Here is a 13,082-nt window from a genome sequence, read left to right as displayed (position 1 = left end):
TCGGTTTCGGTTTGCAGATGCAAGGATCGCTTTTGCAGCGCTTACAAAATAGCTTATCTCTAATGTCATTAATTTCTATACATTGAAAATTCATATTAATTACCTCCTTTCTTTAAGATGTCCCAATATACCAAACCGACTAAACTAACCGCAATATTTAAATGCGCAGATGCACCTTCCGATCAGGTCGTCGGTGGGGTCCACGTGACATCGGTCGATTCGAGGCAGTAGGCTACGTCGACGGGCGTCGTGCTGCCGATGACGATACCGAACTCTCCATCCACGTCCCAACGTCCTTTGAAATCGTAAGTGATGGTTTGCGGCCGCCCATCGAGCGCGCTACGGACGTGTCGCTGGACGAACGCGGTCAACGGGAGAAGGCTGGGGGCCTTGGCCATGACTATACCTCGGGTGTGAGATTGATGCCGCGGGGCACGTAGATCGGCAGGGTCGTCGCACTCAACCGCCGAGTGATGACATCCTGTTCGGCCAGGGCGTCGAATCCGATACGGAGCTGGGTCGGGTTCTGGCCGATAGCAATGACAGGGTCCTGACCGCCGAGGGCTGCAGAGTTGCCAGCGGCTTCCTGAACCGTCCAATCGTTGCTGATTTCGTTGACGCGCGGCGACTTGGCGGGGAGAGCCGAGGCTTTCACAGGCTCTTTCACGCCAGGCTTCGTCCGTGTGTAGACGATCCCAGCCGTCTCCTCCTGACCGTCTCCGGCCACGGGCGCCGCCGCTCCGTTGCCAACGGCGCAGGCAATAGTGATCGACACCGACCGGTTTCCGCCCTCAGGGATCTGCGCAGACCACGAAATCACCTTGCCGGTCGCCTCTCCACCAGGGATAAGACGATGCTCGACACGGCACGAATCCGCACAGGAGATGTCCCTTCCGAGGCTCCATTCGACGTCGAAAGAAACCTCCACGCAGCGCGAGCGCTTAAGCACGACGCGGTGAAGCCGCCGGAGACCATGTCGGATCGACCGGATACCTCGCGGCAGGTCGATGAATTTCGGACTGTCGGGATCCTTGAGAGGCGCGCGTTTCGAGCGTATTGTCCACAGGACCTCGTTGGTAACTGGGTCGCGAACGGTGAAGTCATCCGTTGCGTCATGATCCTTGGCACAGGTCCACGCCTTGTCCGAAGCCAAGACCTCTTCACCGACGGAGTAGTGTTTCCGCTCCAGCGTGTCCGGGTCTTCGTAGACCCAATCCTGGGTGATGTTGTCGATGTTGAGCTGAGCGAGGTCCTTCGTCTCCACGGTCTCCTTGCTCTCGTCGTCGTAGAGCACGTCCTGAACCCCGGCGAGCAGACTGAGATCGACGAACTCCTGCCGCTGCTGGCGGTAATCGTAAGCCGCGCGCCATGTATATGACACGACCTTCGGTCTGCATTTTACGTGCCCGTTCGCCGCCCAGCCCCACCTGTCGCCGTTCAGCAGGAACGTCGAGAGCACTCCATCGGCGACGCCGTCGACGGACGCCTCGGCGAAAGTCCAGCCGGTCGATGATCCAATGCTGTCGCCAGGCTTCGGGAACGCATCTTTGAAGTCCTGCCACGAGAACGTCGTCACGCTGGCCGGATACGATACGGTCTGCTTTCCCTTGGCCTCCTGCGTCCAGGATGCGACGAGGCGGATCTTGGTGACGGCCTTCGGCGGTTGGCCGATCTTGATGTTCGGGCCGTCGCTGCCCTGTTTCGCCAGGCCGTTTCGGCCAATGTCGTGCAGCACCGCGCCGTCGGTCAGGTGCGTCCGTTCGATGGTCAACGTCTTCCGGTCCCACCGCCATACTTCCGGCCGGCCGACGAGCGCCGACGCTGGATCATCAGACGGATCACGTGACTGGAAAAGGGGATCGTATGCCTCTGCGGCATCTCTGTCGGCAGCCGGCGCGTCGGGATCGTAGTCGATCTCGCCAGTACGCAGGGCATCAGCCGCAGCCTGCAGGACGTCGTCGCTGGAGGGCGGCTTGCAGTGAAATTCCATCTCCACGCGAGCGCCGCCGAGCGAGGCTGGGATGGAGAGCATCTTGCCGCGGCAGAGTTCCTCGCCGTCGTCGACGAGGGCGTAGTAGCGGCTGGAGCCTGTCACGATCCCCGAGATGCCGGGGTTCTTGGTGGTGCACTTGAAGACCGGCACGATGATGTCGGAATCTTCCGCTTCTGAAATGGTCGCGGACAGCACCTCCCATTCGTTCGACCACGGCTGCGAAGGAACGGCGGCGTCGAAAGTGGGTAGTGGGATAAGGTATCGCATCAGGCTTCTCCTCCGAGTTCTTCGCCCTCGAGAGACCAAGACACCTCGGCGGCCGCCTCGCGGAAGGTTTCCTGCCAAGGCGCGGTGACCATCAGCGTGAGGATTGGCCGATAGTAGATGCGAATGGGCGATGTCGCCGGGGCCGCGAGCGTGACCACGCGGCCAACGACCGAGAACTCGATCGGCTCGAAGGCGGCATCGACGCAGCGCACGCTGCCTGGATGCGGGTCGCGGACGAGCGTGCGGGACTGTGTGCCGACGGCGAGAGCGTCACCCAACTCATTGAGCGGAACGAGCTGGAAGACTGTTCCAGGCCAGAGCTGCGACAGCGCTGGAGAACGGACCTCGCTCTGTCCGGAAGAAATCCGGACAGAGAAGAGGCGGAATTCCGGCATGGCGAGATTGACGGCGCGCCCATTCCACGTGCGGGTGATATCACCCGAAGCGGAGATCGGCTCGATGCTGCACGACAAGTCCATGCCGGACTGCCAGCCCAACGCGAGATCGGTGCACATGAGAGCGGTCGGAGATCCTGCCATCACATTTTCCTTAGAAGCTCGCCGAGCTGCGACGCGAGATCGGTTCCGGCCGACTCGTCGAACACGCCGCTGAACTTCCGGTCGTTGATATTGAAGTCGAGCTGAATCCGCTCCTTGACCGGCGGCGGAGCCGACTGCTGCTTGCTGCCCTCCCAGCCCGGCAAAGTCTGCGTCGGCCGCTGCGGCTTCTCGCCATCCTTGACGTACATGCCCGTGTCCGGGTCCAGCGACCAGCCGTTTTCCTGCCGATACTGGTACTCAGCTAGCGGGCCAGTGTAGCGGTCGCTGCCGAAGACAAGGCTGTCGAGACCCTTCGCTTGTGTCAGGAAGCGCTCGCTGGCCGTCTGACCGGTGTAAGCATTGTTACCACCGCGGTTGTAGAACGCGCGCTTCGTCAGGACGTCGTTCTCGTCCCGGCTGCCGAGCCGCCGATTCAGATAGGCATCGCCCTGCGCCTTCATGAGATCGGCTTGAGCTTTATGGATGCCGTCATACGAATCCTGGGTGCCGAGCATGTCCTGCCACTTCGACATCGCATACTGGCCCGCTGCGAAAGCTCCGCCGGCGGCAACCGCGAGGACACCGAACTGGACGCCCAGCCGTGCCAGCGCAGGCTGGATGCCGCCGAGAGCGGTGACGTACGCGCCGACCTTTCCGGTCAACCCCTCGAACAGTGCCGCGACCTTGCTACCGAAGGAGCCGAACGCCCCGCCGACGACGGGGATCCGTTGCAGGATCGAGCCGAGGCCGGTCGTCGCCGTCTTCGACATCGAGCCCATGGCTTCGCCGGCTTTCCCTGCGGCCTTGCCTACGCCGGGCAGAGCTTTGTCGGAAACAACGGCAGCTCCCGCGGAAATGTTCGCGATGTCCCCGATTAGTTCCGGAAGACGACTACCGCGTGCGACGTCGGCCGCCGCCTTGCCAACGGAAGCAACCTTCTCGGAGGCTGCGGTTGCCGACTTGCTGACACCTGCCATGGAGGAGGCGACGGCGGCCGCTCCGGCTGCGGCCTCGACCGTTGCTGCGGCTCCGCCCGCAGTGGATGCGGCTTCGGCGACGGCACCAGCCGCGCCTGCAGCTTTGCCGGCACCCAAGATGCCCCGGACGAATTTCCCCACTTTATAGAGCGCTGTAACGATCCCAGCCAACCCGGCACCGGTGGCAATCACTCCGCCGATACCGCCCTTCAGCAGGCCGAATCCTTTGGCAACCAGACCGAGGACGCCAGTAAAGCGCAACATGCCGACGTAGAGTAGCGTCGAGGTGACATCTTGCCCCATCCAGTCCGCAATCGGCTTGATGAAGTCGTCCTTGATGACCTTGAGGGTGCCTTTGAACATGGCGAAGGCTTCCGAAATCCGGTCGCGGAACCAGATGACGTTTTCCTTCACGTCGTTGAGCCAGCCGAATTCCTTGGCGGACTTGCCTTGAAAGAGGCCGAAGACCTCCACTGCGAAGCTCTTCACGGTACCGAGGACGTCGACGATCTTGTTCAGCCACGGCCAGTCTGAACCCTTGCCGCCCCAAACGAGGGTGACCTGCTTCCAGAGCTCGCCGACCGCCGCGCGTGCGACCTGAGTCTTCTTGACGACGACGTCGAGCAAGCGCGTCTGGAGGACGTCACCGTTCCCCTGGAAGAGATGCACGACGTCCGTCGCAAATCCTTTCGTGGCCAAGAAGGCCTGTGTCGCCTCCTTAGCAATGACCTGCCGGCTCTTCACAAGCCACTCGGTCATCTCTTTGTTCGTCTGCTCAAGGTAAGGCAGCAGATTGCGGGCGATCTCAAGCTTGACCCCGCCGACGGCCGTCCGGAGGTTCTCGGCCGAGGCCTCGTATTTCTCGCCGAGATCGACGTCCGACTGCGAGACGACACCGCCCAGACGCTCCAGCTCGGCGCGGTATTCTTCAATCCCCTTCCGGCCCTTGTTCATGAGCGTCAACATCTTTGGACCAGCGTCCTCGCCAAAAAGCAGCATGGACAGGCGCACTTTCTCGGCCGCGTCCGGCACACGCGCCATTGCGTCGGAGAGCGCGATCAGGCCTTCCGTCCCACCTTTGGATGCTTTCTCTACGTCGAGACCGAAGGGCTTCAGCGCGTATAGCGCCTGGCCTTCCGGCCCAAAGGAGTCGATGATGGCCTTCCGTTGCTGGACGAGCTCCTGCTGGGCGGACATATAGGACAGCCGGTCAGCAACATCGTCATCCGCACCGCGACGGCCGTTGTCCGCCCGGATGGTATGGAAGCGGTTGAAGTTCTGCGCCAGCGCGCCTTCGATGTAGTCAATCGACGCCTGCGCAGCGGACGAATAGTTGCCGAAATCCTGCTCGTATTGAGCTTGGCTGCCCTCGCTTCGGAAGGCCGGATTGCGACGCATCAGCTTCTGAGCGTCGGTAACCTGCGTGTACCAGTTGAGGTACTCCTTCCGAGTCCGACCGATTTCGTCCCGCACGTTTTTGAACGTTCCCGCGATATGCGCCAGGTTGACCGAGATCTCGTCCTGATCAATACCCTCACGACGACCGGCGAAACCGAGCACGGCAAGGTCGCCGGGCTTCTCGCCGAGGCGACGGGAGTCCTGACCGATTTTCTGGAGAGCAGCGGCCGTCTCTTTGCTGGCTGCGGTGGCCGCTTTCGAGACCAGCGACAGTTTCGCGGCGAGACCTCCGACGGCAACGCCCGCCGAGGCGGCTCCAATCTTTACGCCAGTGAACGCGGTGCGGCCGCCGACCGACGCCAGAACTTTGGAAACCTGACGGGCCTTCGTCTCGAGGTCGGACAGCCCGCGGTATGCAGGCCCAAACGTCTTGCCAGCCACCTGCCGTGTCTTGCCGAACGCCTCCGACGCGATCTTCTGGAACTGACGAAATTTCGCGAGTGCGTTCTCCACGCCCTCGAGTGTGAACTTCGTTTTGATCTCCGGCGTCGTTCCTGCCATTTGCTATCTCACAGGCTTTCGAAGGCCTTCTTGTTTCCGAATGCCGCAGAGATCGCGGCAGACACCGCGTGCGCCATGTCCAATCTTTGGAGCCGGTCCTGTTCACGGATCAGAGACATCGCGAACTGGAGCTGACTGGGTGTCATTTCCATACCGTCGATGCCCGTCCGATTACGATACTCGACCGCGAGCTTGACGAGCCGAACTAGCTCGCCTTGCTTCTGGAGGCCGTCTTTCGACCAGACTTCTTCCGCGGGCTTGCCGGCTGCAGCGCTGCCTTTTCCTCGCTTACGCCCTCGAGCATCCCTTCCGTCATCGGCAGATGCTTCTGAAGGAACTCGAGGAACCTCATAAAAAAATCCTCGAATCCTCCGTCGCCGAACGCGGCGTCGAGCGCTTCCACACCCAGCGCATTCACCGTCTCGGACGAGGACGTCAGGAATGTCCGCTCGAATGCCTCCGGATCGGGATGTCCGATCGCGATTGCGACGATGGCCGCAATGGGGTCCGGGCCGAGACCAGCGAAGAGGTTAGTAGGATTCCCGACCGGCGGGCCGTCTTCTGTCGGCATCAGCCCCTCGAAGAGCCGAGCGACCTGCGGAAACCGCTGGGCAATCTGCAACCACTCTAGGATCGTCAGCTCCCGCATCGGGATGTCCTCGCCAAGGATCTTGCGGGTCTTATAGCAATGCCCCGAGCGGGCCAGCAGCGCGTCGACTGCACGGAAGTTTACGATCTGAGCCATTGTTCCTCCTCAAGACATGGATGGGTGGCCGCAGCCGGCGGCCACCGGGATTGATTACGCAGCGGCCAAGTCGATCATCCGGCCGTAGCGGAAGCGCGGCTCCTTGGTAGCGTCGCCGTAGAGCTTCGCCTGCACCTGCAGCGACGTGTAGTCGTCGCCGCCGTGCAGATTGATCTCGCCCGTCGGAGTGAGCTTCACCGACCACAGCTCGACATGAACCGGCTTGCCGATCTCGTTCGTGCCCCACATGACAAGGCGGCCGCGCTGACCAGAGCCGGCGAGAATGCCGAGTTCCTGACGACCCGCGGTCGCGGTGATTGCAGATCCAGACACAGTGATCGAGCCACCAGTGGTCGTCGTCGGGCCGATCCATTCAAAGTCGCCGGTGTCGCCGAAGAAGCGGTAGTCGGTGTCCAGGATGTATTCTTCGTCGTCGGTGTCCTTGAACTCCGTGATCGAGGACGACTTCACGCCGGTCGAGTAGATGCGGCCGCGGCGGAAAGCAGGGAAGATCTTCGTGACGGACGGTACGGCAGCCTGCGTCAAGTACTGACCGGGATCGTCCATCGCCATGAGCGCCTTCGCGAACTCGGTGATCGAGAAGATCGTCATGTTGAGCGTGCCGCCCTTGCGGGTGACGTCCGTTCGGGCGAGGAACGGCATCGCATCTTCGCGAGACCAGCGCTCGATCTCGGTGATGTCATAGGACATCGTCGCGGTCTCGAGGTCGCCCAGCTTGTAGGCGCCGTCGTCGCCCTGTGGCTGGAAGGCCACCTGCATGCTGTACTTCGCGTAGTTGTCAACGATGGGCTGCCAGATGTTGGCCATGGTGGTCTCCTGTTAGGAATGAAGGTTGGCCTGCGGGCGGCCTTCGAGGGTTGTCAGCGTGCCGGAAAAGACGATGGGAAGGACGCCATAGCCGGCCTCATAGGCCGCGTGGTCTGGCACGCCAGTCTCCACGTAACCCCAGTCGACGAAAGCTCCGACGCCGAGCTGGCTGGGGTCGGCGAGCAGTTCCTCGGCGACGACGGTCAGGTCGTCGAGCCGCGCGTGGATTGTTGAGAGGTCGTCAAGCTGGTGGCCGACGCGGACGACGACCGTCACCTGCCGAGTCTGTCGGCGGGTTCCTGCCGGTCCCTTTCCGAGGCTCACGGTCTTATCCGTGACACCAACCAACGCAAGCGGGAACTCGTCGCGCTGCAGATCGCGGCCGGCACGCAGTTCCTCGTCGACTAGCCCGAATTCTCCGGACGCGCGGAGCCGCTCGATTACGGCCTCTCGAATCTGCTGGCGGATATGGCTCATGTGTCTGCGGACTTTCGGATTAACTTGATCGTGGAAGAACCGTAACCGTCCACGCTGCAAGATTCGACGTCGTGCCGAATGCCTTCGATCAGCAAGAAATCCCGGTTGGAAAACAGCATGTTGAGGTTCTGCGCACGCTCCGGGGCGATGGCGATCGCGTCCATGACGAGACAGGTTGCCCTCGGCTGCGGGGCGGTGACCTCCAGCCCGTCGACGGCGCGCTCGACGTAGGCGGAGTTGAAAGTGATCGAAAGCGGGTCGCCGGCCGCTGGGCCGTCATGACGGTACCAGCGCGCGGGCGAGTCCTCGGAGAAGGTGCGGTTGAAGATGCGGGCGGCGGAGCGGAAGACGCGGGCGGTCATCGTACCAACCACTCCTCGACCGCATCGCTCACGTCGGCGAGCTTGATCCACCGAGAGCCGGTCGGCTGTCCTTTGTAAAGACGGAGACGGCCAGTCAGACCGACAGGCGACCATTCCGGACGATCTTCGCGAGGCGTGTACGTCAGCTCCGGATCGAAATCTGGGTTGAGGATCGGGTTACCTTCGGCGTCTTTCCGGACGCGGCCGAAGTCATCGGTCAGATATTTCCCTGCCCACGAGTTCCACGCGGCATTGCCGAGGACAGAAGGTAGTGCGGAGACGACACCAATGGGCTCTTCTCCGGGGACTGCAGCACGAATTTTGTCGCCCACCAGGATAACGCTCTGGCCGACACGATCTTCAGCGAGGGAATTGCCGTCGGTCCATTCGAAGAGCTCAGCGTAATCGGCGCCGTTTGCATTCCATGTCAAATCGGCAAATGCCTGGCCGTCGCCCCTGAGATTGAATTCGATGTCGGGCGTAACGTCAGCGTTGCTCCGCGCGAAGAAATACGAGTACGACGCGGAGGCGGCTCTGTTCACATCGATCTGGAGTGCTTGACCAGTAAAGGACGCGTGGGTGCAAGACGTGAAAAACGATCCAACGGCTTGATCGGCAACTTGAACATGAACGCGACGAGTCGCGTTCACGCCGCCGATACCGAGACCGAGTTGGTTCATCCTGTATTCGAGCAGCCCCGCCGAGCTGTTGTATTCAATACCAAATTCGCCGTTGGTTCTCCCGAAAAGCCGCATGAACTGCATGACCGCGGGATTTTTGATCGTAACGACGGTGTTGGTGTTCGCACCGCCTGCAAGCTGCTCTGCTGTAAAGGTGACGGTACCGTTGGTCTCGAACCTTGCGACGCGCACGTTACCGGGCGCGATGGTGATGGGGTAGTTAAGCCCGACGCCAGTCGCAACTGAAGCCAGACGGTATTCACCTGATTTCTTGCTGACCATTACGAAGCGCTCTTCGTACGCGCCGTTTAAACGTTGAAGCGCGAAGCTGGCAGTGTCTTCGCCGATCACGTCGGCAGGCGCGCCTGATGGGCAGAGAGCAAGTCTGTTTGCTCGGTTCGCCACATTAGGGTAGCTGGCAATCGAGCCCTCGTCGAAGTGCTCGTAGAACCCCTCGTGTCTGTAGCGGACGCCGGTCACGCCGCCGATAACCACCCCACCGCCATTCTGAATGTAGTTTCCCTGACCGTCATCGGACATGCGACCGGCGTAGACGTAGTGCGCCGAGATGCTCTTCTCGAAATTGTAGCGAGGGTAGTTGTTGGCGAGGTCGGTCTCGACGTCTGAGATCCTCTCGACCAGCGCCGAGTCGTCGTACGATGATCCTCCTCCAGCAAGGTCGGCAAGGGCGATGAGGTTCACCCATACTCCGGGATTGACCCCGTCCGTCTGACGCCACTGCACATGCGTGGCAGTCTTCTGCAGCTCAACGCTCAGGCCATTCTCTCCTGGCACACCAGTCAAAGCCGAATACGGGACAAGGTCGGCCCACCGACCACCGTCCTGCTGCCACTGGATCGAGGACCCGGCGACGCGAAGCGACACAGATTTGCCATCTTCACCGGAGATCTCCGAGAGTAGCACCAGTACAGACCATTCGCCGTCCGGCGCGTAACGCCACTCGATCGCGGTCGCGGTCTTGCGAAGCTCAGCAGATTTCCCGCTGACCCCGTGCAAGGATGCCAGCCACTCGGCAGCGGTGCCCTCGAATCCTTCCTGCTGCGCGATCTGATACGCCGAATACCCGCGCGGGCCGGGCACCGGCACCGTCGATGCGTTGCCTGTCGATGTAAGATTGGGAACCATCATCGGGTCAGTTCTCCTGAATTCTGACGGTCGATTCCGTCTCATCCGCGAGCGCCCTGAAGCGCAGCGTGCGGATGCCGCCGGGGACGTTGAGGGGATGCTGACCGGGCTGGAGAAGCCAGGCACGCTCGTCGTCGAAAGCGTCGTCCAGCCGGCAGACGAGAACGCCCGCAGAACCGCTGTCGACGTTCAGGACGACAAGCGTGGTGCCCACCTTGAGTTCATGGACGACGTCTTCTGTGGTCGATGTCACGGAGATCTTCGTGACGCGCTCGCTATCGAGCAGCATCGCCTGGAAGGCATCGCCCAGCGCAGAGACGGCGGTTGGAATCGTGTGTGCCATGGGGGCGGTCTCTCAGATGGAAATAGCAGGTGCCCGGCCGGATGGAGGAGGAGGACGCCCGGCCGGGCTGTAACTTCGCCCTTAGACGAAGTTGACTCGGACGACTGCGCGGGGCTTCTCGTTGTAAGCGACGAAGTTGGACTCCGCGGCCAGCTCTACACCGCGGCCGAACGGCATGGGTTCAGAACCCATGTAGTATGGCAGGCCGATGGTGTTTGCGGCTTCGAGCGTGTCGGCCGGCGAGAAGTTCATCTTGAACAGCGCGGCCGCGTCCGGAACCAGGAAGCCAGCATCCTCGGGGATGATGGTGAGACCGTTGCCGATGTCGATGACGTCGACCGAACGGATCTCCACGTTATCCGCGAGAATGAAGCCCTTGCGGTTGTCGGCACGGAGGAAGGCGCCGTCCTGCCAGCGGTTGTAGGCATCACGGACGCTGACGTGAGCAACGAACCTGTCGAAGACCGCAGCGGGCAGCGGCAGCACGAACTTCGAGTAAGTGTAGCCGCCCAGTTCCTTTTCGGCCTGGCGCTTAAGCTTGATGACCTCGGCGACGAGGTTCAGGTTCTGGTCTTCCAGATCGATCGTGTATTCGTTGCGCGGGACGCCGAATTCGTCGAACCAATCGTAGATCACCGAACCGTCTTCGTCGTACAGAACGCCCTGAATAGCGCCCCACTTGCCGAAGTTTTGGGTGCGGTTGAGGTAGGCCTGCATGTCCGTCTGCTTTTCAGCGAGCTTGGACTCGACCGTCTCCATTACATCGGTCGAGCCGAACTGGCGGACGCCCTGAACTTCCGATGCGAGGATCGCGTCGTAAGTCGGGTAGTGCGGGACCGCGAAGGTGCGGACCTTTCTGCGCTTCGAAGACTGAGCACGGCCCACGGAGCCGCGCGGCGCGGTCGGCACGATGCCGATCTTGCCTTCCTTCTCTTCGACCATAACGGTCAGCGTGTTGATGCCGGACTGCGTGAAGTTTGCGACGTCGTCGGCAGAGCTCGCTTCTACGGGCAGGAGGTTGAGGGCGGTCGTCAGCGTCAGGAAGCTGAAGGCATCGCCGCGGAAAACGTTTGCGAGATTCATGGGGAACTCCTGTGTGGTTCTCGCAGCGCTCAGTTGGCGGCGGAGATGATGATGTCGGTCTTGGCGAGAAGAGGCGCGGCCTCGGCGACCGTGAGACCCGCGCCGGTGATCAGCTCCGAGTCCTTGACGCGGGCATGCCGGGCGATAGCTGCCGCCTTGACGGCCACGGTCGAGTAAGTGCGGCGCAGCACGATCGCGTATTTCGCGTTCTGATCTACGTCGGCATCAACGAGAGCTTGGGTCGCGAGTGCGTAGTTCCCGCCATCGGAGATGACGACGGAACCGGCGTCATAGTCGCCAGCCGCAAGCGTGATAACATCGCGCGAGATGCCGGCTTTCGCTTCCCCGATCAGGAAGCCTTCATCGGCCGGGCGCTGGGTAAGAACAGTTGCCATGGGAATGGTCTCCTATCGTGCGCCGTTCAGCGCTTGTTTCTGGCCGCGTAGATCGCGGCGGTGTTGAGAGTGGGAGCCGCAGCGCGCTGGGCGGGCTTCACCACGGCGGCTGGGGTGGCCGCCTGATTGGCGCCGCCAGCGATCTTCGACCGGACGGCGGACTTGATCTGCGATGCCCGGCTGCCGAGTTTGACCATGTCGTCAACGAGCTTGGTCAGACCGTAAGAGCGGGCGATCGAGCGGACTGCGTCGACCTCGTCCTTTTCCTTCTCGGTCATGTCTTCGTCGTCGCCGTCGGCGCGGGTGCCGTCCTCGTCGTCGGGTTTCTTGTCGGCGTCCGGGTCGGCCTCGTCTTCAGCAGCGCGGAAGCGGCTACGGAGAGCGGCTGCGCGTTCCATCAGTTCGTCGCCAGCATCATCGCCCGCGGCGGAAACGGCTTCGTCGAGCGCGTCGATAGCAGCTTCAGCAGCGGCGACCGCGTCCTCTGCCTGCGCAACGACGTCGTCGAGTGCCGGGGCGTCGGGAGCCGTGCCTTCGTCGGCGCGCTTGCGACCGAGGCCGCGCTTCAGGTTCTTCATGGTCTTCTCCTGGGTTCGGTATTTCGGCAGCGCGCGGTAGGTGACCTTTGGAGCAGGGGCTGCTCCGGCGCTGCGGACGAATGCGTTGGGATCGGCGCCGACGGCTACGAAGCTGGCCTCGGTCAGCATCCACCTCTTCGCGACTGCGAGGGGGACGTTGTTCTCGCGGTCGGTGATGTCCCACTCGAGCACGCAGTAGCCTGCCGAGATGTTGCCGTAGAAACCGTCGGCGATGTCCGGCAAGATGTCCGCGCGCTTGCTGGTGAGGAAAGCCCGACCAACGATACTCTGGCCCTCGGCTCGGACGTCCGTGATCTTCCCGGCGATCTTGTCGATTGACGAGTAGGTGTCGTGGCTGTCGATCAGCGGCATGCGCGGAGTGCGGGAGTAGTCGAGTCCTTCAGTGAGGAGGACTTCGTCAACTTCAATCGACGAGCAGTTCTGCGTCTCCGGGTTCGTGATCCTCGGATCCTCGATCCAAGTTCTCACCGGGGTCTCGGTCGTGATCACGATGTCGAACGATCGGGTTTCCGGATCGATAGACGTGGGGGCACCGGCAAAAGCGCGCACGGAGTATCCGCGCTCGTGGCGCTTCTCGGTGGTCGGCTTTCGGATGGCTGCAGGCATTCTCGCTCGTCTCGGCGTGGTTATCGAGACGAGGGTCACCTGGGGTTCTGCAAGATTCGAGAGCGATGTCGCAGAAAAAAGAA

Annotated in this window: 13 protein-coding genes; all 13 read right to left on the bottom strand. The window is 61.8% G+C overall.

All coding sequences use genetic code 11. The annotated features are described in order from the left end of the window. Positions 1–182: 182 nt before the first annotated feature. Positions 183–398 carry a hypothetical protein gene (locus tag ACTJK5_RS09720; RefSeq protein ID WP_440612302.1) on the bottom strand — a complete coding sequence of 72 codons (216 nt, stop codon included), beginning with the start codon at positions 396–398 and terminating at the stop codon, positions 183–185. Between the two features lie 2 nt (positions 399–400). Beyond that, entirely contained in the window at positions 401–2,260 is a 1,860-nt protein-coding gene (locus tag ACTJK5_RS09715; protein WP_440612301.1) for a hypothetical protein, read from the bottom strand. Continuing rightward, positions 2,260–2,799, bottom strand: a complete 540-nt coding sequence (locus ACTJK5_RS09710; protein ID WP_440612300.1) for a hypothetical protein — start codon at positions 2,797–2,799, stop codon at positions 2,260–2,262. The genes ACTJK5_RS09715 and ACTJK5_RS09710 overlap by 1 nt, the downstream gene beginning before the upstream one ends. Next, complete coding sequence (locus tag ACTJK5_RS09705; protein ID WP_440612299.1) at positions 2,799–5,735, bottom strand: hypothetical protein; 2,937 nt, start codon at positions 5,733–5,735, stop codon at positions 2,799–2,801. Before ACTJK5_RS09705 ends, ACTJK5_RS09710 begins: the two co-directional genes overlap by 1 nt. Before the next feature lie 205 nt (positions 5,736–5,940). Next, positions 5,941–6,480: a hypothetical protein gene (locus tag ACTJK5_RS09700; protein ID WP_440612298.1), complete on the bottom strand. Its 540-nt coding sequence runs from the start codon at positions 6,478–6,480 to the stop codon at positions 5,941–5,943. Between the two features lie 54 nt (positions 6,481–6,534). Beyond that, positions 6,535–7,308 (bottom strand): hypothetical protein, encoded by a 774-nt coding sequence (locus ACTJK5_RS09695; protein ID WP_440612297.1) that lies wholly within the window; start codon positions 7,306–7,308, stop codon positions 6,535–6,537. 12 nt (positions 7,309–7,320) lie between these two features. Then, the gene (locus tag ACTJK5_RS09690; RefSeq protein WP_440612296.1) at positions 7,321–7,785 is read right to left on the bottom strand and encodes a hypothetical protein; all 465 of its coding nucleotides are present in this window, start codon (positions 7,783–7,785) and stop codon (positions 7,321–7,323) included. Further along, complete coding sequence (locus tag ACTJK5_RS09685) at positions 7,782–8,147, bottom strand: hypothetical protein (RefSeq protein ID WP_440612295.1); 366 nt, start codon at positions 8,145–8,147, stop codon at positions 7,782–7,784. Before ACTJK5_RS09685 ends, ACTJK5_RS09690 begins: the two co-directional genes overlap by 4 nt. Beyond that, positions 8,144–9,976 (bottom strand): peptidase G2 autoproteolytic cleavage domain-containing protein, encoded by a 1,833-nt coding sequence (locus ACTJK5_RS09680; protein ID WP_440612294.1) that lies wholly within the window; start codon positions 9,974–9,976, stop codon positions 8,144–8,146. Before ACTJK5_RS09680 ends, ACTJK5_RS09685 begins: the two co-directional genes overlap by 4 nt. 4 nt (positions 9,977–9,980) lie before the next feature. After that, positions 9,981–10,316 carry a hypothetical protein gene (locus ACTJK5_RS09675; RefSeq protein WP_440612293.1) on the bottom strand — a complete coding sequence of 112 codons (336 nt, stop codon included), beginning with the start codon at positions 10,314–10,316 and terminating at the stop codon, positions 9,981–9,983. Between the two features lie 81 nt (positions 10,317–10,397). Continuing rightward, complete coding sequence (locus ACTJK5_RS09670) at positions 10,398–11,399, bottom strand: major capsid protein (protein WP_440612292.1); 1,002 nt, start codon at positions 11,397–11,399, stop codon at positions 10,398–10,400. Positions 11,400–11,428: 29 nt separating this feature from the next. Next, the gene (locus tag ACTJK5_RS09665) at positions 11,429–11,794 is read right to left on the bottom strand and encodes a head decoration protein (RefSeq protein WP_440612291.1); all 366 of its coding nucleotides are present in this window, start codon (positions 11,792–11,794) and stop codon (positions 11,429–11,431) included. 26 nt (positions 11,795–11,820) lie between these two features. Next, positions 11,821–12,999, bottom strand: coding sequence for a hypothetical protein (locus ACTJK5_RS09660; protein WP_440612290.1), 1,179 nt, complete (start codon positions 12,997–12,999; stop codon positions 11,821–11,823). Positions 13,000–13,082 lie beyond the last annotated feature (83 nt).

Origin of the sequence: Agrobacterium sp. 22094 (genome assembly GCF_052046015.1) — a bacterium.
GTDB classification, from domain to species: Bacteria; Pseudomonadota; Alphaproteobacteria; order Rhizobiales; family Rhizobiaceae; genus Agrobacterium; species Agrobacterium cavarae.
The sequence above is the reverse complement of the archived record's forward strand: the minus strand, read 5'-3'. Positions and strand labels throughout refer to the sequence as shown.